Below are 21,372 nucleotides of genomic sequence, written 5' to 3' on the forward strand. Positions count from 1 at the left end.
TTAACATGCAGAGGATCGCTTGGGCACTGTTAAGCCGTCTTGCCGGTATGCTGGTTGTGCTGGCATTGGTGGTAACTGTTGTTTTCATCATTGTGCGTGTAACGCCGGGCGATCCGGCAGCAGTCATGCTTGGGTCGGATGCAACCCCACAGGACATTGCTGATCTGCGTGCGAGAATGGGGCTGGATGCACCCATTCTTATGCAATATGCTCAGTTCGTACTGGGCATATTTCAGGGGGACCTGGGGCAGTCCATCTTCCTTAATCAGCCTGTGACACAAGCGCTTGCCGCACGAGCAGAGCCAACATTCTTTCTCACATTGTTTTCCATTCTGATTGCAGTGCTGATTGCATTGCCGGTCGGAGTTCTCTCGGCCGTCAAACGCGGAACTTTTTTCGATCAGTCGGTGGTAACGCTTACCATGGTTGCTGCCAGTGTTCCCAGCTTCTGGCTTGGTCTCATCCTCATACAGACGCTTGCTGTCGGTATGGGGTGGTTTCCGGCTTCAGGCTATGGTGGACCGGATACCGGCTTTCTCGACAGGCTGCACCATCTTGTTTTACCGGCAATAGCGTTAGGTGTTGTCAATTCTGCGCTCATTACACGCTTTACGCGGGCGGCCATGCTGGATGTTCTTGGCGATGACTATGTACGCACAGCACGTGCCAAAGGAGCAAGTGAGCGTCGTGTTATTCTCAAACATGCATTCAAGAACGCACTTGTACCCATTATAACCGTCATTGGCCTATCGATAGCTATGCTGGTTGCGGGGGCGGTAGTGACAGAAACAGTGTTTGGCCTTCCCGGTATTGGTAATCTTGTGGTTTCTGCCGTTCTTCGACGTGATTATCCGGTTATTCAGGGCACATTGCTGCTGGTCGCAGCGATCTATGTGTTGATCAACTTCATCGTCGATCTTCTTTATATTCTGGTTGATCCGAGGGTAAGACTATGACGCTCGCTTCCTTCTCCATACCTTTTGTGAACAACCTACGCCGACTCTTCGGCAATCGAGCCATTGCACTTGGGTTGCTCATTCTTATAGTTGTGGTTGTGGCGGCATTGCTGGCGCCATGGGTGGCGCCTTACGCGCCCAACAAACTCTCAATCGTCAACAAACTGCAGAGTCCATCTCTTTCGCATTTCTTTGGCACCGATGAGTTCGGACGAGATATTTTCTCACGCGCCATTTATGCTGGGCGCATTTCATTACTCGTCAGTCTGGGTGTGGTGGTTATCTCTACTGTTCTTGGTATCTTTCTGGGGGTAACGGCGGGCTATTTCCGAAGGCTTGATGCGCCAATCTCGCGTCTTCTCGATGCAATGATGTCATTTCCGGATATTCTTCTGGCAATCGCTCTGGTCGCAGCGCTTGGGCCTTCGCTTATGACCGTCATTATTGCGCTTGGCATCACCTATGCGCCGCGCTTGGCGCGTATCGTGCGCGGCTCGACACTGGTTATTCGTGAAATGCCATATATCGAAGCTGCAATTTCGCTGGGGCTGCCGACATGGCAAGTTTTGTTGCGCCATGTACTCCTTAATCTTGCCTCGCCTATTCTCGTTCAGGCAACATTTGTCTTTGCATCGGCAATGCTTGCGGAAGCCAGCCTTTCGTTCTTAGGCGTAGGTGTTTCTTCTGACATGCCAACATGGGGAACGATGCTGGCTTCGGGCCGTGAATACATGAACAATGCGCCATGGCTCATGCTGTTCCCTGGTCTTGCAATCGTCTTTTCCGTTCTGTCGCTGCAATTGGTTGGCGATGGTCTGCGCGATCTTGTTGATCCGCGTCTGGCGAAGGAAAGCTGATCATGACTGAAGTAAATCTTGATACAAAGCCGGTTCTGTCGGTTGAAAAACTGACTACCTCTTTCAAGACTGCACAAGGATGGCGAGCGGTTATTCGCGATATTGATTTTCAGGTTCACGCTGGTGAAACCGTCGCCATCGTAGGTGAAAGCGGTTCAGGCAAAAGTGTGACTGCGCTTTCAACCATGCGGCTTTTGCCTGCAGGTAAATCGCGTTCTCAGGGCCGTATTATGCTTGACGGACGTGATTTGTTACAGGTGTCAGAAGCGGAAATGCGCTCCGTTCGCGGTGGCTCCATCGGCATGATCTTTCAGGAGCCGATGACTTCGCTTAATCCGGTTTTCACTATTGGGAACCAACTTGCTGAAGCGCTGGTTCTGCATCAGAGACTAAGCTGGAAACAGGCTGAAGCACAGGCGTTGCAGCTTATGGAACGTGTGCGTATTCCGGCTGCAAAAACGCGACTTCATGAATATCCGCACAAGTTTTCGGGCGGTATGCGCCAGCGTGTCATGATTGCCATGGCACTTGCCTGTAAACCCAGATTGCTGATTGCTGATGAGCCGACAACGGCACTCGACGTGACCATTCAGGCTGAAATATTGCATCTTATCCGTGAATTACAGCATGAAGAGAACATGGCTGTTCTCTTCATAACCCATGATATGGGCGTGGTAGCGGAAGTCGCGGATCGTACCGTTGTCATGCTTCGCGGCGATATGGTTGAGACGGGTACAACTAGAGATGTTTTTGGAAGCCCCAAGGCTGCTTATACAAAAGCACTTCTCGCTTCTATTCCTCGTCTAGGTACCATGGGAGATGCCGTTGCGCCCAAACGCTTTCCTGAAGTCAATCCAGAAACAGGTGAGGCCGAGGATGGTCGCGTGACAAAGCCTGTTAGTGCCGAGCGCAGACCGATCCTTGAAGCCTCTGACATTGTGGTGCGTTTCGATCTGCCTAATGGGCGTATTCATGCGGTTGAAAATGTTTCATTCAATCTGCGGCCGGGTGAAACGATTGCACTGGTGGGGGAATCGGGTTGTGGCAAATCCACTACCGGGCGTGCGATCATGCGCCTTTTGCAACCGACCTCCGGCAGTATCGTTATCAATGGTGAGGACGTGACGAAACTTGGGGCGTCATCGTTACGCAGCATGCGCCGCAATGCGCAAATGATATTTCAGGACCCCTTTGCCTCGCTCAATCCGCGTATCCGTATAGGGGCCGCCATTGCCGAACCGATGCTTTCGCATGGGATTATGAAGAAACAACAGGCGAAGGAGAAAGTGGCAGCGCTTCTGCAACAGGTTGGTCTTTCAGCTGCCATGGCAGATCGCTTTCCGCATGAGTTTTCCGGTGGCCAGCGTCAGCGCATTTCGATTGCCCGGGCACTGGCACTTGAGCCAAAACTTATTGTTGCGGATGAGGCTGTTTCCGCGCTTGATGTTTCGGTCAAGGCGCAGGTGGCCAATCTCCTGATGGATTTGCAGGAAACGCATGATCTGGCTTATCTTTTCATCAGTCACGATATGGCTGTGGTCGAACGTATAAGCCACCGCGTGGCTGTTATGTACCTTGGGGAAATTGTAGAGATTGGTCCTCGACAGGCCATTTTTAATAATCCGCAGCACCCATATACGCGCCGCCTCATTGATGCTGTTCCGATCCCCGACCCAGATGCGCACAAACTCACGCGGCCACAACTTGGTGAAGAAATCAAAAGTCCATTGCGCCCACTCGATTATATACCGCCGCAAAAAATCTATCGGGAAGTATCTCCGGGGCATCTGGTGCAGGAAACCCAATAGTATGATTGAGAATAAAGCTCAGAAACTGGCTTTTATTGGCGTGGATTGGGGAACAAGCAGCTTTCGTGCCTGGCTGCTGAGTTCCGCGGGACATGTGATGGCAGAGAGCAGATCGTCTGAAGGTATGCTCTATTGCGCTGATAATGGCTTCGCCCCAGTACTTGCGGCGCATCTTGAAAAACTGAATGCTCCCGCAGGTTTGCCGGTCTTGATCTGTGGCATGGCAGGCGCACGACAGGGCTGGGTTGAAGCACCATATCTCCATACACCTACGGCGCTAGGTAGTTTGCATTTTGGGTCAGTTATGGCACCATTTTTAGCAGATGTTCGGATTCTGCCGGGCCTGGCGCAGACGGATAAAAACAGACCGGATGTCATGCGTGGGGAGGAGACACAACTTCTGGGTGCTATTGATGTTGATTTTTCTGGTATTGTCTGCATTCCCGGCACACATAGCAAATGGGTGCGGATAGTGGACGGTGTCGTAAAATCCTTCACGACTTATATGACAGGAGAACTTTTCTCTGTTCTGTCCAGCCACAGTATCCTCAAGCATGCTATTGACCGAGAGGACGCAGCGGTACTGAAAAGTTCAGCATTTTTTGCCGGTGTGGAGATGGGGCTTGAGAATCCTGGGAGCCTGACTTCGAGCCTCTTTGCTTTGCGTGCCAGCCAGCTTCTGGGCTTTTCCGAGCGTGAGAACGGTAAGGACTGGTTATCAGGTTTAATCATCGGTGTTGAAATTGCGGATGCGGTCAAAGAAGTGTCCAAAAATGAGCATTTCATTTTGATCGGGAGTGGGGACCTTGCATCGCTTTATGCGAAAGCCATGCAGCATGCTGATTATCAGCCTGTCACGAAGGATGCCGAAGCCGCTTCGCGTAACGGATTGCACAAAGCCGCGCGTAATCTCTGGAATATGGATAAATAAGATGGCCCAAGCATTTATTCCTCTTCATGTGCCATGGCCTGATTTTCGCCGTTCGCTGGTCGCTATCCTACGCGGTATTCTCCCTGACGAAGTGGAGGGGGTTGCCGATGCGCTTATCAATGCTGGTTTTGAAGCCATCGAAGTGCCGCTCAATTCACCCGATGCCTTTCAGTCTATTGAACGCCTTAGCAAACGCTTTGGCGCGAATTGCCTGGTTGGGGCCGGAACAGTTTTAACCGGCGAGGATTGTGCACGGGTTGCAGAATGCGGCGGGCGTCTCATGGTCAGCCCCAATATCGATGCGCAGGTGATCAAGATCGCCCAGTTAAATGCCATGGTGACGTTGCCGGGTGTTTTCAGTCCGACAGAAGCATTGATGGCAGTCCGCCTCGGGGCATCGGCCTTGAAATTTTTTCCTGCTTGCGCGCTCGGAGCGGCGGGCATTTCTGCAATGAGCACGATACTGCCGAAAGATACCATTATTGGTGCAGTCGGGGGAGTGTCAAACCGTGATTTTGCAGCTTATGGAGCAGCAGGTATACGAACATTCGGTCTAGGGAGCAGCCTTTACCGTCCGGGACAGAATGTGAAAGAAGTTGCTGCAAAGGCTGTCGAGGCTATCAAGGCGTATGACATGGCTCTTACGGTTAAAAATTGAGGATTTTTTGAGACATGAGTAACAAGAGAATAACCCGTTATGCTGTTGCTGATCAACAGGCGGGTGGACAACGCCGCCCTTTTGCCAAGGCTGTACGGGCAGGTGATTTTATTTATGTTTCTGGTCAAGTGCCAACGATTGATGGCGAAGTCGTTCCGGGCAATATCGTGGCCCAGACAGAACAGGTCGTTGCCAACATCAAGGATGTTCTGGCACTCGCTGACTGCACTTTGGCGGATGTCGTCAAAGTCAATGCTTGGCTGGACGATGCGCGCGATTTCTCCAGCTTCAACGCAGTGTTTCAAAAGCACTTCATTGATCATCCTCCGGCACGATCAACCGTGCAATCACCATTAATGGTCGACGCTAAAGTAGAAATGGACGTGATTGCTTATAAGCCTATTTAAGTAGCGGTTTACGGATGTGGCTAGGTTGTGTGGATGAACTTGATCAAGCATGGCGCAGCTGCGAAATTTGCGATGGAGTGATAATTTCTCTGTAATTATTTCAGTGCTGTTGTAAACAAAGGCAACTGAATTTTGGAGGCAGGGATATGGCTTGGTTTGTCACATCACGCAGGGGATTTCTGGTTGGATCAACCTCACTTGTAGCATTACCGCTTTTGTCCGGTTGGGCACGGGCAGACCAAGTACCACAAAAAGGCGGTCGGCTGGTCGTTGCAGCCGATTCCGAGCCACGTAATCTCAATCCTGCGATTGTCGCGTCCAATGGGGTTTTTTTTGTTGCAAGCAAGATTATAGAACCTTTGGCTGAAGCGTCATTTGATGGGGAAAATGGCCTGGAACCACGCCTTGCAATCAGCTGGGAAGGCGCTGACGACGGTTTGAGCGCTACATTTCATTTGCGTGACGGTGTGAAGTGGCATGACGGTACGCCGTTCACTTCGGAAGATGTGGCATTTTCAGCCATGCAGGTATGGAAACCGTTGCAAAATCTTGGTCGTGTCGTTTTCAAGGCGCTTGAAAAGGTTGAAACACCGGATAAGCATATAGCAGTTTTTCATTTCAGTGAGCCAACGCCGTTTCAGCTTATTCGTAATGCCTTGCCAGCTCTTACCGCGGTGTTGCCCAAACATGTGTTTGAGGGTACGGATATTGCCAGCAATCCCGCTAATGAAAAGCTGGTTGGTACTGGTCCGTTCAAATATGCCGAGCATAAGGCCGGGGAATATTATCGCCTTGTAAAGAACGAAGATTACTGGGGTGAGGGAGAGCCTTATCTCGATGAGATTATTTATCGTGTATTGCCAGACCGTGCAGCGGCTGCAGGTGCGCTGGAGGCCGGGGAAATAGACCTTGCTGCATTTTCAGCCGTGCCTCTGGCTGATCTTGATCGGATATCGAAAGTGCCGGGCCTTGATGTTGTGTCCAAGGGTTATGAGGCGCTGACCTATCAGCTGGTGGTAGAGATCAATCACCGGCGTAAGGCACTGGCAGATATCAAGGTGCGTCAGGCAATTGCCCATGCGATTGACCGGGGTTTTGTGGTCAAGACGATTTTCCTTGGTTATGCCAAGCCGTCGACAGGACCTGTTCCGCAATATGACAGCCAGTTTTATACGGGTGATGTTGCCACTTATCCCTTTGATGTGGCCAAGGCCAATGCGCTGCTGGATGAAGCCGGTTACAAACGGGGCAAGGATGGCACGCGCTTTTCATTGAAATTACTTCCAGCCCCATATTTCAACGAAACCAGGCAGTTCGGTGATTATTTGCGGCAGGCGCTGGCAGAAATCGGTATTGATGCACGCATCGTCAACAATGATTCAGCTGCGCATCAGAAGGCAGTTTATACGGATCATGATTTCGATCTTGCTATTGCACCAACAGTTTATCGCGGTGATCCGGCGATCTCAACGACCATTCTGGTTGAAAGTGGCATTGCAGCAGGGGTGCCGTTTTCAAATCAGGGCGGCTATGCCAATGCGCAGCTGGATGCAGTCATTGCGAAGGCTGCACATGAAATTGACGAACATAAGCGTATCGAACTTTATCACCAGTTTCAGAAATTGGTCGAAGCTGATCTGCCACTTGTCAATGTTGCTGAATGGAGCTTTATCACGGTTGCAAATGATCGCGTTAAAAACATTTCCAACAATCCACGCTGGGCGGTTTCCAACTGGGCAGATTTGTGGATTGCGCAGTGACGAAGCGCTGCTTTGACTATAAGTTCAAAGCGTGGCGCAGATTCTGACTCTTTTTCGCAAACGTTTGATCGGCAGCATTATTGTGCTGCTGATTGTTATCATTGGCTGTTTTCTGATGCTGGAGCTGGCGCCTGGTGATGCGGTTGATGCCTATGCCGTAAGCTTCGGCGGCGATGCAAATGCTATTGCAGAAATACGCGCACGATGGGGGCTGGATCAGTCCGTCTGGCACAGGCTCAATGCCTATCTTGTCGCTCTTTCGCAGGGTAATCTTGGCTGGTCTGTCAGTTTCAATCGCCCAATTCTTGATGTTATTCTTGAGAGATTGCCCAATACACTTTTGCTGATGGGAGCTGCGACGGCATTGTCATTTTCTGTCGGGTCTGCATTGGGGATTTTGGCAGGGGCAAAGCCCGGAAGCTTACGCGATCGTTTCCTGTCCGTTGCCTCGCTTGTGCTTTACGCCATTCCGGGTTTCTGGCTGGCACTTGTGCTGGTCATCCTGTTTTCTATCAAGCTGCGATGGTTGCCTTCAAGTGGCATAGAGACGATTGCCTCCGGCAAGGAAGGTCTTATGCGTGCGCTTGATATAGCACGCCATTTATTGCTGCCAGTTGTCTCGCTGGCACTGATTTATCTGGCGCTTTATCTGCGTGTCATGCGTGCCTCTATGGTTGATATTTGGCGTATGGATTTCGTGCGTGCTCTCAAGGCACGAGGCATATCGCGTCCACGTATTATATTGCGGCATGTGGCACGCAACGCACTTCTGCCATTGGTGACAATGCTTGGTCTGCAAGCGGCATCGATGCTGGGTGGCAGCGTGGTGATTGAAAGTGTCTTTGCTGTGCCGGGCCTTGGACGACTGGCACAGGAAGCCGTGACAAGCCGCGATACAGCCTTGCTGCTGGGTGTCATACTCGTAAGCGCTATTATGGTGATCTCTGTCAACTTTATCGTCGATCTTCTTTATGTCTGGCTTGATCCGCGTATAGCTGCGAGGAAGGATCGGCTATGAGCGGGATTACACGTTTATGCAGGTCTGGAGAGGGTATTGCAGGCGTGCTGATGTTGCTGGTGTTGATCATAGCAGCACTTTCTGCGCCATTATTGTTTCCCGGTGATCCGCAGCGAATTGTTGCCCCGCCACTGCTTGCACCTTTCGATAATCTTTCATTTCCGCTTGGAACGGATCGTCTGGGCAGAGATGTGTTGTCGGAGCTTTTTCACGCAAGCCGCACATCGCTGCTGGTGGGATTTACAGCCGCCGCCGGATCTATTTTCATTGGCAGTCTTGTTGGAACATTGGCCGGTTTTGCAGGTGGTCTGGTCGATGAAATTCTGATGCGTATTACTGAAGCTTTTCAGACCGTACCGGGCTTCTTGCTGGCGCTTGCGCTGGTTAGTATCGCAGGAGCTTCATTGCCGGTTCTGATTGCTGCGATTGCATTATCAAGCTGGACGCAAGCTGCGCGGCTAACACGCGGACAGGTTCTGTCGATCCGCGAGTGCGATTTTGTGGCATCAGCGCGTGTCATTGGCATGCATCCGCTGGAAATTGCTTTGCGGCAGATATTGCCCAATGCCTTGCCGCCTGTTCTTGCACTTGTGCCGGTGATTGTTGCTTCGGCCATTTTGATTGAAGCTGCACTATCATTTCTTGGGTTGGGGGATCCCAATCGGGTGACATGGGGTGGCATGATTGCCGAAGGGCGCACGGTTTTGCGTTCAGCGCCGTGGCTTTCCATCCTGCCGGGTCTGGCTTTGGTATTTACAGTCATAGGTGTTTATCTCGCAGGCGAGGGGATTGCCGAAGCTGCATCACGGCGGGAGGTGCAGCTATGAGTGTGCTTGTATCGATTGCAAATCTTGGCGTGCGCTATGGCAATGAGCAGGCATTGCATAATCTTAATCTTGCTATCAAATCGGGAAAAACGCTTGCCATAATTGGTGAAAGCGGTTCCGGCAAAAGCACGTTGGCTCTGGCCCTTGCCGATTTGTTGGCGGCAAATGCTAAACTTTCAGGCGAAATCAGATGGCCAAAAGGCAAACCAAAAGCGGGCTGCGATGTGGGTTTTGTATTTCAGGATCCTGCATCCAGTTTTGACCCTTTGATGCGCGTTGGTATGCAATTGGTTGAGACAATCCGTGCCCATGAAAATATTGATCGTCATGCGGCAAGAGCAAAAGCGATCAGTCTGTTGGAGCGAGTGCATATAGCCACTCCCGAACAGAGCTTCTCGCGCTATCCGCACCAGTTTTCGGGTGGGCAAAAACAACGTATCGCAATTGCACTTGCTATTGCTGCCAATCCTTTTCTGCTGATTGCGGACGAGCCAACCAGTGCACTTGATACCATCGTGCAGCAGGAAATCGTGACACTTTTGCGCAGCCTGGTTCACGGTGGCGGCATGACGCTGCTGTTTATTACGCATGATATTGCACTGGCCTCCAACCTGGCTGATGACATTGCCGTGTTCCGCCATGGTGAACTGGTTGAGACTGGTCCAGCGCATGAGATCATTGCGACTCCGCGCAGCGATTATACGAAAGCATTGATTGCAGCGGTTCCTGTGCTGGATGATGCGTCATGAATAGAGCACTGTTGCAGGCGGCTGAAATTACTGTGTCTTATGGCGCGAAACTGGCACTTGACCATGTTAGCCTTGAGATTGCAGCTGGTGAAACACTGGCGCTGGTCGGACCTTCCGGGAGCGGAAAATCTTCGTTGGCACGGGCACTTCTAAGGCTGCAAGCTCTGGATACGGGTTTGATCGAGTTTGAAGGAGAAAACTGGCTTGCACTCAAAGGTGCACAATTGCGCCAGCGTCGAGCCCGAATGCAAATGGTGTTTCAGGACCCGCTTTCGGCATTCAATCCCCGTGCAACGGTTCATGATCTGCTGCATGAACCGCTCCGTATTCATGGGATAAGACGCGATATTTCCGAGCTTTTGCAAAAGGTCGGACTTGATCCTGAATTGAGCAAACGCGGGGTGCATGAGATATCAGGCGGCCAGCGTCAACGTGTGGCCATTGCGCGTGCGTTAGCAACAATGCCTTCGCTTATTGTTCTGGATGAAGCTGTTTCCGCGCTTGATGTAACGGTGCGAGGGGCAATTCTCAAACTTTTGCAGGAGATACAGAAGACTGAAGGCACAGCTTATTTATTTATCACGCATGATCTGGCTGTCGCTGCACAAATGGCAGATCGCATAGCTGTGATGGAGTGTGGGCGTATTGTCGAATGCCGCCCGGCACGCGATTTGATTGCGGCACCACAAGCGCCTGTTACACAAGCGCTAATCGATGCGGTGCCCAGAATATTGGTTTAAGCTTTTCCAAGCTCGATCGAACGTTTACGTGCCGCATCCACGGCTTCTGTAATCAGATTCTTGAGACGATTTTCACCCATCAAAACCTCAAGGGCTGCGGCAGTGGTACCGTTCGGGCTTGTAACCTGTTCGCGAAGTTTTGTCGGGCTTTCGTTGCTGGACGCAGCCAATGCTCCTGCACCCATTACGGTCTGCATGGCAAGAAGTGCTGCCGTTTCGCGTGGCAGGCCGGCAGTTACGCCGGCATCGGTCAGTGCTTCGATAAAGTGGAACACATAGGCGGGACCAGAGCCGGAAACAGCAGTTACCGCATCCATCTGCGCTTCATCGTCAATGGATGCGACCTTGCCGGAGGTCTTGAGAAGGCTTTTCACAAAAGCCGCATCGTCTTCTTTTACATTGGCATTTTTATAGGTGACAAGCATTCCCTTGCCAATGGCGGCTGGCGTGTTCGGCATGCAGCGTATGATCCGCGCTTCGCTGCCAAGATGTTGTTCGAAGAATGAAACGGGAATACCTGCGGCCACACTGACGAAAGTTGCAGTGGGTGCAAACCGTTTATAATCAGGCAGTACATCGCCCATCACCTGCGGCTTGACAGCTACCAGCACCATACGCGGATTAAGATCATCTGACAGGGAGTCTGCACTTGAACAGGCATTGACACCGGCAAGCGCTGCGCGTGTTTGCAGATTTTCGGAAGGTTCAACCACGTGAACATTCTCGGCTTGCAAAATGCCACTGTCGAGCCAGCCTTTGAGCATGGCGAAGCCCATATTGCCACAACCAACAAGAATGACTGTATCCTGCATGAGAAAGTTCCACCTTCATGAATTGATTGTTCGTACATTGTCTTTTGCCGGACCCGGTATAGCGTTGTAAGTAGCCAGTCTGCAAGCAAGTCATTTTAAGTTAGCTTAGAAAAACATGGAGGCAATGCGATCATGGCAGATTGCGCTGTGTGGTATATGCGGTGAAATAAAAATATAGCAATTTATTGAATGCTGATCTTTTATGGAGCAGATTTAAGGTGCTTTATTGAGGGGAACAATGGATCCGCTGCTAACAACAGGTGTACCGCCCGCGGAAGCTTTTACACATGTCCGTATTATTATTGGCATTATTCTTGGCCTGAGTGTGTCACGCCTCTTAAGCGGGCTTGCACGCTTCATTCAGCATCCGGGTAAGCAGAGCATATATCCGGTCCATATTGCATGGGCCGCTTTTCTGCTGTTGTCGGTTATTCATTTCTGGTGGTTTGAATTCAACCTGCGTATGATTCATACTTGGACATTTGAAATCTATTTCTTCGTGATTTTTTATGCCGGGCTGTATTTTTTGCTGTGTACTTTGCTGTTCCCCGACAGTATGGGCGACTATACTGGCTATCGTGACTACTTTATGTCGCGGCGAAAGTGGTTCTTTGGTATTCTGGCACTTCTTTATGGCGCTGATATTGTTGATACTCTTCTCAAGGGAATGGATCATTATAATCTTTACGGAATAGAGTATCCTATTCGCATTGCATTGCTGATTGTGGCAAGTCTTGTGGCCATGTTTACCGACAATCGAAGGTATCATACGGTTTTTGTGACGATTGCGCTTCTCTATGAGATCGCTTTCACGCTCCGGCATTTTGCGACTTTATCCTGAAATTTTACTGCCCGGAGTTGTCATCTTCGCTGATGACGCTTATTGGCATGTTTTTAGAATTAAGGCGGGCTAAACCAAGGTACCGTCTGTTTAAAACGGAGCATTCCCATGGCCCAACTGATTGATGGCAAGAAGCTCGCCGAGGACGTCATTTCCACGGTAAAAAACGAGACTGCAAAGCTCGTGGCTGCAACCGGGGTCGTGCCCGGAATCGCCGTAGTGATTGTCGGAGAAGACCCGGCCAGTCAGGTCTATGTTGCCTCAAAAGGCAAAAAAGCCAAGGAATGCGGCTTTGTTTCTGTCCAGCATGACCTGACTGAGAATGCATCTGAACAGGAACTTCTGGATCTGATTGATAGCTTGAACAATGATCCGGCGATTCACGGTATTCTGGTTCAGTTACCGTTACCAAAGCATATCGATTCAGGCCGTGTGATCCAGACAATCGCACCGGAAAAAGACGTTGATGGTTTTCATTTCATCAATGTTGGCAAGCTTGGCACCGGCGAAATCGATACGGCCTTTGTTCCATGCACACCCGCAGGTGCAATGATTATGATCGAGCGTGTTCATGGCCGTGATCTGTCGGGCCTCAATGCTGTTGTGATTGGCCGTTCCAATATTGTTGGCAAGCCAATGTTCAATCTTCTGCTTGCAGCCAATGCGACTGTGACCGTTGCACATAGTCATACCAAGGACTTGCCAGCAATTGCACGCACCGCCGATATTCTGGTTGCTGCTGTCGGTCGGCCACAAATGGTCAAGGGCGATTGGATCAAGCCCGGTGCAACGGTGATCGATGTGGGTATTAACCGTATTCCAGCACCTGAAAAGGGTGAAGGCAAGACCCGTCTGGTTGGAGATGTCGATTTTGCCGATGCTGAAAAACTGGCTGGTGCCATTACACCGGTGCCGGGTGGCGTAGGGCCGATGACCATTGCCATGCTGATGGCCAACACATTAACGGCCGCTTGCCGCAGCGTTAACTTCAAGAAGCCCGAATTTTGAAATCATTGAGAGGCAAAACGGCGTAAAAACCGTTTTGCCTTATTTTATGATATGCGTGTTCAGAACACCGAGGCGCCCTCATCGGCGCGTCCGGCAATGTTACGAAAGGCGCGGAAAAGTTCGCGACCCATGCCATGCTCATTGGCCGATAGATCAGGGCAGCGCTCTATGCGCTCATCAAGAACTGCGTCATTGATCAGGACTTCCAGAGACCCGTTTACCGCATCAAGACGAATAATATCATCATTGCGGATTTTTCCGATAGCTCCGCCATCGAGTGCTTCCGGTGTTACATGGATTGCGGACGGCACTTTGCCGGAGGCGCCGGAAAGACGGCCATCGGTAACAAGCGCCACGCGCTGTCCACGATCCTGCAAAATGCCCAGAACGGTCATCAGCTTATGCAGCTCAGGCATGCCGTTGGCTTTCGGTCCCTGATAGCGCACCACTGCGATAAAATCCCCTGTGAGATCGCCAGCTTTGAATGCAGCCTGCAATTCAGTTTGATCATTGAAGACTTTCGCCGGTGCTTCAATGATATGGCGCTCAGGTTTTACAGCGGAAACCTTGATGATAGCATTGCCGATATTGCCAGTCAGAACCTTGATGCCGCCACTTGGCTGGAAAGGATTGTCGATCCTGGCCAGAACCTTGTCATCGCCGCTTTTTTCAGGTGCTGGTTCGCGAATAACGGTGCCATTGGCACCAAGTTTCGGTTCAATAGCATAAGGGCGCAGGCCTTCGCCCCAGACTGTGCGGACATCTTCATGCAGAATGCCACCGTCGAGCAACTCGCGGATCATAAAACCCATGCCGCCAGCAGCGTGGAAATGGTTCACATCAGCAAGACCGTTTGGATATACACGCGCCAGCAAAGGCACCACGTCTGATATCTCGGAAATATCTTTCCATGTCAGTTTTATGCCGGCAGCCGCTGCCATGGCGATCAGGTGAATGGTGTGATTGGTTGATCCGCCTGTAGCATTTAACCCGATGATACCGTTCACGAAAGACCGCTCGTCAAGCATTTCCCCAACGGGTGTATATTCGTTGCCGCATGCAGTAATTGCCAATGCACGTTTGGCCGCTTCGCGGGTCAGGGCATCGCGTAATGGCGTGCCGGGATTGATGAAAGAAGCGCCTGGCAAATGCAGCCCCATGATCTCCATCAGCATCTGATTGGAGTTGGCCGTACCATAAAAAGTGCATGTCCCGGGACCATGATAGGATCTGGACTCGGATTCGAGCAATTGCGCACGACCGACCTTGCCTTCTGCATAGAGTTGACGGGTTTTTGCCTTCTCATCATTTGGCAAGCCGCTTGTCATCGGACCAGCCGGAATGAAAATTGCGGGCAGATGCCCGAAGCTCAAGGCGCCGATCACAAGTCCGGGAACGATTTTATCGCAAACGCCAAGATAAACAGCAGCATCAAACATATCATGCGACAGGCCGACTGCCGTTGCCATCGCTATCACGTCGCGTGAGAAAAGCGAAAGCTCCATTCCGGCAAAGCCTTGCGTGACCCCATCGCACATCGCAGGTACGCCGCCTGCAACCTGTGCGACACCACCTGCTTCGCGTGCAGCTTTGCGGATCTGATCGGGATAGGTTTCAAAGGGCTGATGCGCTGAAAGCATATCATTATATGCGGTAATGATGCCGAGATTTGGGACAACATCGTCGGTGAGCGCTGATTTGTCATTGGGACCACAGGCCGCGAAACCATGCGCGAGATTGGCGCATCCAAGGATCGAGCGGTGCGGCTTGCGCGATGCCGCTTCGCGAACACGTCCAAGATAGGCTTCGCGGGTTGGCTTTGATTGCTCAACAATACGCTCGGTGATGGTCTTTATGCGGGTATGCGCAGTCTGCGTTGTCATGGGTATCACCTGCTGAAATAATGCCAGGCTTGCCTGTGGTTAAATAGAAATATTCACAGTCCCCAACGCAAACGAGCGCGTTTCAAGGAACCGTCAGCTTGTCCAGTAGAGTTGTATTGGTTTGCGTGCGTGATGGAACACAGCGCGCACCGGCATTTCGTTTTCGTCGTCGCTGGCCAAAGCTTTTTCCAGTGTTGCCTGTTTGGCAGCACCTTCGATATGCAGGACCAGCATGTCTGCTTCCACCAGCAGTGGCAATGTCAGCGTCAGGCGCTTCTCTCCGGCACCTTCTGCGTGAATTGGTAAGACAACGGCTTTGGTTTTCGGATCAATTGCCTGATCGAGCCTGTCTGCATTGGGGAAGAACGAGGCGGTATGACCATCATTGCCCATGCCAAGTACAACAACGTCAAACGGACGGCGCAATGCATCTATGCGGCTGGCCGCAGCAAGCGCCGCAGTTTCAACAGTTGCCGCGGGATTATAAAGACCGACAAATTTCGCAACGCCAGCATGATCGCGCAAAAGATGATCACGCACCAGCTTTTCGTTTGATCGCTCATTGGTTGGTGCGACGAAACGTTCATCAACGAGCGTGATGGTGACGAGTGTCCAGTCGATCATCTTGCGCGAGAGAATATCGAACAGCTTAAGCGGCGTCGTGCCGCCGGAAACAGCGATTGTTGCCTGCCCCCGTTCAGCGATAGCGTTTGAGAGCTTGTCCGCAATTGCTTCTGAGAGCGATTGCGCCAGTTCTGTCCCGCTGGTAAAATCGTGCCGTTCGATGCTCATGCCGTACCTTTCAAGTCCATATATCCAGCGCGAACACGCTTTCATCAGATACGCGCGTTCGCCCTTTCTTTTCTGGCACAAAGACTGATCCGGAAATGTCTGTCAACGTCTCCGGTCTTTGCATTCTCAGCTTTCGTGCCAGGTCCGGCCATCGCGCTCGATAAGTGCGATCGACGAAGATGGACCCCAGGTGCCTGATGTATAGCCTTGAACCTGCTGGTTGTTCACATCCCAGCCATTGAGAATAGGATCAACCCAGCGCCATGCCGCTTCCACTTCATCACGACGCATGAACAGCGTCTGATTGCCGCGCACAACATCCATGATCAACCGTTCATAGGCATCCGGGTTGCGTTCATGAAACGACTCGGCAAAGCTCATATCCAGTGGAACATGACGAAGACGCATTCCGCCCGGACCCGGATCCTTGATCATCAGCCATTGCTTGACGCCTTCATCCGGTTGCAGGCGGATCACGAGCTGGTTGGCCACGACCTTGCCTGCATTGTCACCAAAGATTGAATGCGGGATTGGTTTGAAAGTGACGACGATTTCCGAAACACGCGATGCGAGACGCTTGCCCGTACGCATGTAAAACGGAACGCCAGCCCAGCGCCAATTATTGATTTCAGCCTTGATGGCAACAAAAGTTTCCGTGTTGCTGTCGTCGCTGCCAAGGTCTTCAAGATAGCCTTTGACAGGGCCGCCTGCAGATGCACCGGCACGATATTGCCCGCGCACTGTGACTTCTTCCACATTGGCTGCTGTGATTGGCTTGAGGGAACGCAGTACCTTGACCTTTTCGTCATGTACAGCATCGGCTTCGAGCGACGAAGGAGGTTCCATGGCCACGAGGCAAAGAAGCTGGAGAATATGGTTCTGCACCATATCGCGTAATGCGCCGGCAGTGTCGTAATAACCGGCACGGCCTTCAAGGCCGACAGATTCAGCAACCGTAATCTGCACATGATCAATATGTGCGGAATTCCACAGCGGTTCATAAAGCGCATTGGCAAAGCGCAGGGCCATCAGATTCTGAACGGTTTCCTTGCCCAGATAATGGTCAATACGGAAAATCTGATCCTCGCGGAAGACACTGCCAATAGTGTCATTGAGAGCATTGGCGGATTCAAGATCACGGCCAATCGGCTTTTCAACGATGATGCGTGTGTCGCGGGTGATAAGGCCATGCGTTTTGAGACGGCTTGCAATATCGCCGAACAAAGACGGGCTGACAGCCAGATAGAATGCACGAATCTTTTCAGGCTTCTTGCCAATTGCATCTTTCAGAGCCGCCCAGCCATTTTCAGATTTTGCATCAACTGCAACATAGGTCAGGCGAGCAATAAAAGTCTCGACTTCCTTTGCATCAATTTCGGCAGGCTTTACATGCTCATTGATGGCATCGCGTGCAAATTTGCGATATTCTTCATCACTCATGGCGCTGCGCGAAGCGCCGATGATGCGCGTTGGTTCACTGAGCTGACCGGCACGCTGGCGCTGATACAGTGCAGGAATCAGTTTGCGTTCGGCAAGATCGCCGGAACCACCGAACACAATACAATCGAAAGGCTCTACCGGTATTATCTGGCTGGTCATATATTGCTCTCTTCTACTTCTGACGCAAATCACTTTGCTCATAGCAGATTGTGATTTTTACGCAGCATTTGTCTATGATCTAATCGATTTAAATTCAATTGTCCAACATAAGATTCTCGTGAGTGCTGCCAATTATGGCTGTCTTTGCCTTCCAGTTAACCGCATATGCATAGATGACATGTTCAACATAGAGTCATATTCATGCATGAACATATCTGTGCTGAAGAAAACTTTACTGATTTGACAGGCGGATCATATCTTTCATCCGCAAAAGGAGAATGACATGAAGAGGTTGCAGGATAAGGTTGCGATTATTACAGGTGCGGGATCTGGTTTTGGTTCTGCCATAGCGCGACGCTTTGCAACCGAAGGTGCAAAGGTTGTGCTGGCCGATGTCAATGTCAAGCGTCTTGAAGACGAGCTTGCCAGCATTGGCTCAAATGCCTTGTCAGTGCAGGCTGATGTTTCACGCAAGGACGATATGGAACGGCTGGCGCGTGCAGCTTTCGATAAATTCGGTCGCATCGATATCATGGTCAATAATGCTGGTTTCACCCATCGCAATATGTCTTTGACAGATGTGGATGAGCACAATTTTGATCTTATCAATGCGGTCAATATGAAAGCGATTTATCATTCCACATTGCTTGTCGCACCGATCATGGAGCATCAGGGCAGCGGTGTGATCATTAATACTGCTTCCGCCATGGCACAACGCCCACGTAAGGGGCTGACGTGGTTTGCAGCTTCAAAGGGCTGGGTGGTGAGTGCGACGAAGGCCATGGCACTGGAGCTTGCAGAGAAAAATATTCGCGTCAATTGCATCTGCCCAGCCGAAAGCGACAGTGAATCCCTGGGCTTGTTTCTTGCAGAAGATACACCTCAGGCTCGTAAAAATCTGAAAGAAACCATTCCTTTGGGTCGGTTTTCAAAGCCGGAAGATGTGGCCGAAGCCGCGCTCTTCCTTGCTTCTGATGCGTCATCCATGGTGACAGGAACGGCACTCAACGTTGATGGTGGCTACTCGATCTAGTAGTCATTTTGGCTAGGGTCAGGACCCATTAATTTGACGGGAATGGTGTGAGGCCATCCGTTCGGATACGAGAAGGAAAGGCGAAGGAAATGTGGTTCATTTTCAAGACTTTACGACGAAGTAGGCCGGGTGGATGGGCCACATCCTTCGGACATCGAAATGACGTGACGATCTGCTGCGTCGAGCCGCTCAACCGGGGGGAACACCCCGGTCCTCACGTCTCTCCTTGCATATCTTGTCATTTCAGATGCCATTCTCATCAAATTAATGGGTCCTGACCCTAGTAATCCTTCTGGGTGGTGCGTTTGAGTGCCACCCAGTTATACACTGCACCAGCTGCAATCAGTATACTGGTGCCAATGAATACGGACGGCATACCCATTTGCCCACCGACAAAGCCACCGGCAACCGGACCCGCAACCTGCCCGACATATTGTGCGGAAACGGAAAGTCCAAGGACACTGCCAGCGATGCGATCAGGAACATTATGCCGGATGACGCTGCTGATGCAGGGCAAAAGACCGCCCAATGCCAGCCCCATCAGGAATCGTAAACCAATCAGCTGCCAGGCTTCAGTTACGAAGGCTTGCGGAATTAGCAGCAGTGCTGCAATCATCAAAGCACCAGTGATAACGCGGATATGGCCGATGCGATCTGCCAGTCGGCCAATGCGTGAGGCCGACAGGATGCTGCCGAGCGCTGCCGCGGCCATTACGATACCGGAAATCAGTGTGACTTTGCTTTGATCATCCATCAGCTGCATTACATAGACGGTAATGATCGGCTCGATCGACATATTGGCGAACATCAGCAACATACCTGTTGCCAGCATGGCTATAACCGGTCTGCGGTCGGGAACTGCCGCCCATAGCGATTGCTTCTTTTGTTCCTTGCTCCGTTTGGGTGGTTTGCGATCTTCGCGTATCAGAAATGTAGTTCCAAGAAATGTCAGGAAAATCACGCTGCCAGCCAGCCAGAAAGTTGCGCGGATACCGATGAGTGGCGGCAAGGCACCGCCCAGCAAAGGGCCGGCGAGATTACCGGCCATGATGCCGGCTGAAAGCGCACCAAGCGCCCAGCCGGTCTTGTCCTTGGGTGTTTGGGTGGCGACGAGGATCATGGAGCCGGATGAATAGCCTCCCGCAATACCGACGAACAGGCGTAGTGCAACCAGTTGCCATATATCCGTGACCATACCCATCAAAGACATGGCAATCGCCATGCCAAGGCTCGCACGGATCAGCATCAGCTTGCGTCCATAAAGGTCACCAAGCTTGCCCCAGAACGGTGCTACAATTGCTGCCGCCAGAAAGGTCGCGCCATAGGCAATACCGGACCATTGCACGATTGCAGCTTCATTGGTTACGCCCAGCTGAGCAACATAAAGTGGCAGGAATGGCAGAAGCAGTGACATGGCAACAAGCGTGGTGAACGAACCGATCAGGCATATGAGAAGGTTCTGCTTCCAGTAGCGTTCTTGTGTTTCGTTTGCTTCGATAGTGGCCATGCCGCCGTTTGAGGCGTGCTGGGTGCTCATGCAATGTTCCGTATCTTGGATGTATGGTTGAATTGTATTCTATTTTGGGATACCAAATTGGAATACACACATGCGCCCGTTCTGATTGCTTGTCAATCAGGCGTTTGCCAGAATATCGAGGGTCCAATGTCACAGATGCGTCAAGTCGAAGAACAGCTCCGCGATATGATCCTTGGACTGGATCTGGGGCCGGGAGAGCGGCTGACCGAGCGCTGGATCGAGGCGCAGTTTAATGCATCGCGCACGCCGATCCGGGCGGCGCTGTTGCGTCTTGAATCTGAGGGGCTGGTCGGGCGCGAAGGGCGTGGCTGGACTGTCTCGCCGATCAATCTTGCTGAAATTGAACAGATTGGTGTCTATCGTGAAGCCTTGGAAATTGCGGCTTTGAAAATTACGTGTGCACTGGAAGATCGTAGCGGCGCCGAAGCGATTGCTGAAATGCTTGATAGTTGCGATGCTGCGAGCACACGCGCAGAATGGCATCGTGTAGGTATGGATTTTCACATTGAGCTTGCACGTCTTTCTGGCAATGACTTTTTAAGCCGTGGTGTTCGGGATGCCATGCAGCGACTATCCCGGGCGCGTTGGCTTGAAGTCCGGGACACCGATGCGTTGGCGCGTGCCTGGCAGCAGCATCATGCAATTCTTGATTCCGTGCGCGAAGGAAATGCAGCACATGCCACAAATCTGATGATGTCGCATTTGGGCGGAAGCCGGTCTCGCCTGATCGACAGTCTTCGGGAAGACCGGCGCGGTTTGAAGGCACGTGGCTTTGCGGTGGTCACGGGCTAAAATATTTCCAGCAAAAGTGCGAAGCGGTTTTGCGTAGGATAATGAGCAAAACAGGTAATTATTACCATTCGGGTAACTTATGTCCGCCACCGTCATAACGAGTTGGCCGTCCATCTTTAATGCCCACGTCGTGTAGCAAATATTCTGGAGAGTATTTGCTGAGAACATAATGGTGGCGCTTGCGCCTGAACAGGCGCGTAATCCACGCACGCAAACCAGAAGACGGCTTTTTTTCAGGGCAAGCAACGGTAACTGCTGATGAGTGCATCTCAACATCACGCATGGTCGATCTCGATTTTTTGATAGTCTGGTTAATCTATGGCTATGTTTATTGCCGATTAACGCGTTGTCTTCCAATCGAACT

Annotated in this window: 21 protein-coding genes; 15 read left to right on the plus strand and 6 right to left on the minus strand. The window is 51.3% G+C overall.

The window, feature by feature from the left end:
* Positions 1–5 precede the first annotated feature (5 nt).
* From FHY56_RS00225 to FHY56_RS00275, 11 genes are all read left to right on the plus strand, one after another.
* Positions 6–956 carry an ABC transporter permease gene (locus FHY56_RS00225; RefSeq protein WP_376889962.1) on the plus strand — a complete coding sequence of 317 codons (951 nt, stop codon included), beginning with the start codon at positions 6–8 and terminating at the stop codon, positions 954–956.
* On the plus strand, positions 953–1,813 hold the full coding sequence (locus tag FHY56_RS00230) for an ABC transporter permease (protein WP_140903181.1): 861 nt from the start codon (positions 953–955) through the stop codon (positions 1,811–1,813). Before FHY56_RS00225 ends, FHY56_RS00230 begins: the two co-directional genes overlap by 4 nt.
* Positions 1,814–1,815: 2 nt before the next feature.
* Entirely contained in the window at positions 1,816–3,621 is a 1,806-nt protein-coding gene (locus FHY56_RS00235; RefSeq protein WP_140903182.1) for an ABC transporter ATP-binding protein, read from the plus strand.
* A gap of 1 nt (position 3,622) precedes the next feature.
* Entirely contained in the window at positions 3,623–4,552 is a 930-nt protein-coding gene (locus FHY56_RS00240) for a 2-dehydro-3-deoxygalactonokinase (protein WP_140903183.1), read from the plus strand.
* Position 4,553: 1 nt separating this feature from the next.
* Positions 4,554–5,210 (plus strand): 2-dehydro-3-deoxy-6-phosphogalactonate aldolase, encoded by a 657-nt coding sequence (locus FHY56_RS00245; protein ID WP_235889385.1) that lies wholly within the window; start codon positions 4,554–4,556, stop codon positions 5,208–5,210.
* A 14-nt stretch (positions 5,211–5,224) separates the two neighbouring features.
* The gene (locus FHY56_RS00250; protein ID WP_140903184.1) at positions 5,225–5,617 is read left to right on the plus strand and encodes a RidA family protein; all 393 of its coding nucleotides are present in this window, start codon (positions 5,225–5,227) and stop codon (positions 5,615–5,617) included.
* 146 nt (positions 5,618–5,763) lie between these two features.
* Entirely contained in the window at positions 5,764–7,377 is a 1,614-nt protein-coding gene (locus FHY56_RS00255; protein WP_140903185.1) for an ABC transporter substrate-binding protein, read from the plus strand.
* Positions 7,378–7,408: 31 nt separating this feature from the next.
* Positions 7,409–8,395, plus strand: a complete 987-nt coding sequence (locus tag FHY56_RS00260) for an ABC transporter permease (RefSeq protein ID WP_140903186.1) — start codon at positions 7,409–7,411, stop codon at positions 8,393–8,395.
* Positions 8,392–9,222 carry an ABC transporter permease gene (locus FHY56_RS00265; RefSeq protein ID WP_140903187.1) on the plus strand — a complete coding sequence of 277 codons (831 nt, stop codon included), beginning with the start codon at positions 8,392–8,394 and terminating at the stop codon, positions 9,220–9,222. Before FHY56_RS00260 ends, FHY56_RS00265 begins: the two co-directional genes overlap by 4 nt.
* Positions 9,219–9,971, plus strand: coding sequence for an ATP-binding cassette domain-containing protein (locus FHY56_RS00270; protein WP_140903188.1), 753 nt, complete (start codon positions 9,219–9,221; stop codon positions 9,969–9,971). Before FHY56_RS00265 ends, FHY56_RS00270 begins: the two co-directional genes overlap by 4 nt.
* Positions 9,968–10,711, plus strand: coding sequence for an ATP-binding cassette domain-containing protein (locus FHY56_RS00275; RefSeq protein WP_140903189.1), 744 nt, complete (start codon positions 9,968–9,970; stop codon positions 10,709–10,711). The genes FHY56_RS00270 and FHY56_RS00275 overlap by 4 nt, the downstream gene beginning before the upstream one ends.
* Here FHY56_RS00275 and proC read toward each other — a convergent pair.
* Positions 10,708–11,523, minus strand: coding sequence for a pyrroline-5-carboxylate reductase (gene proC / locus FHY56_RS00280; protein ID WP_140903190.1), 816 nt, complete (start codon positions 11,521–11,523; stop codon positions 10,708–10,710). The two genes, FHY56_RS00275 and proC, sit on opposite strands and share 4 nt — an antisense overlap.
* Before the next feature lie 238 nt (positions 11,524–11,761).
* On the opposite strand from proC, the gene FHY56_RS00285 reads away from it, so the two are divergent.
* Positions 11,762–12,364, plus strand: a complete 603-nt coding sequence (locus tag FHY56_RS00285; protein ID WP_140903191.1) for a hypothetical protein — start codon at positions 11,762–11,764, stop codon at positions 12,362–12,364.
* Between the two features lie 108 nt (positions 12,365–12,472).
* Positions 12,473–13,372, plus strand: a complete 900-nt coding sequence (gene folD / locus FHY56_RS00290) for a bifunctional methylenetetrahydrofolate dehydrogenase/methenyltetrahydrofolate cyclohydrolase FolD (protein ID WP_140903192.1) — start codon at positions 12,473–12,475, stop codon at positions 13,370–13,372.
* A gap of 59 nt (positions 13,373–13,431) precedes the next feature.
* On the opposite strand, the gene edd is transcribed toward folD, so the two are convergent.
* From edd to zwf, 3 genes are all read right to left on the minus strand, one after another.
* On the minus strand, positions 13,432–15,255 hold the full coding sequence (gene edd, locus FHY56_RS00295) for a phosphogluconate dehydratase (protein ID WP_140903193.1): 1,824 nt from the start codon (positions 15,253–15,255) through the stop codon (positions 13,432–13,434).
* A gap of 93 nt (positions 15,256–15,348) precedes the next feature.
* On the minus strand, positions 15,349–16,047 hold the full coding sequence (gene pgl / locus FHY56_RS00300) for a 6-phosphogluconolactonase (RefSeq protein WP_140903194.1): 699 nt from the start codon (positions 16,045–16,047) through the stop codon (positions 15,349–15,351).
* Between the two features lie 126 nt (positions 16,048–16,173).
* Positions 16,174–17,646: a glucose-6-phosphate dehydrogenase gene (gene zwf / locus FHY56_RS00305; RefSeq protein ID WP_140903195.1), complete on the minus strand. Its 1,473-nt coding sequence runs from the start codon at positions 17,644–17,646 to the stop codon at positions 16,174–16,176.
* A 283-nt stretch (positions 17,647–17,929) separates the two neighbouring features.
* On the opposite strand from zwf, the gene FHY56_RS00310 reads away from it, so the two are divergent.
* Entirely contained in the window at positions 17,930–18,679 is a 750-nt protein-coding gene (locus FHY56_RS00310) for a glucose 1-dehydrogenase (protein WP_140903196.1), read from the plus strand.
* Between the two features lie 280 nt (positions 18,680–18,959).
* On the opposite strand, the gene FHY56_RS00315 is transcribed toward FHY56_RS00310, so the two are convergent.
* Positions 18,960–20,216, minus strand: coding sequence for a multidrug efflux MFS transporter (locus FHY56_RS00315; protein WP_140903197.1), 1,257 nt, complete (start codon positions 20,214–20,216; stop codon positions 18,960–18,962).
* Positions 20,217–20,342: 126 nt separating this feature from the next.
* Between FHY56_RS00315 and FHY56_RS00320 the strand changes: the two genes are divergently transcribed.
* Complete coding sequence (locus tag FHY56_RS00320; RefSeq protein WP_140903198.1) at positions 20,343–21,008, plus strand: GntR family transcriptional regulator; 666 nt, start codon at positions 20,343–20,345, stop codon at positions 21,006–21,008.
* Positions 21,009–21,069: 61 nt separating this feature from the next.
* Here the strand turns inward: FHY56_RS00320 and FHY56_RS00325 are convergent, their stop codons facing one another.
* Positions 21,070–21,291 (minus strand): hypothetical protein, encoded by a 222-nt coding sequence (locus tag FHY56_RS00325; RefSeq protein ID WP_140903199.1) that lies wholly within the window; start codon positions 21,289–21,291, stop codon positions 21,070–21,072.
* Between the last annotated feature and the right edge of the window lie 81 nt (positions 21,292–21,372).

The sequence above is a fragment of the Brucella gallinifaecis genome (genome assembly GCF_006476605.1).
GTDB lineage: Bacteria > Pseudomonadota > Alphaproteobacteria > Rhizobiales > Rhizobiaceae > Brucella > Brucella gallinifaecis.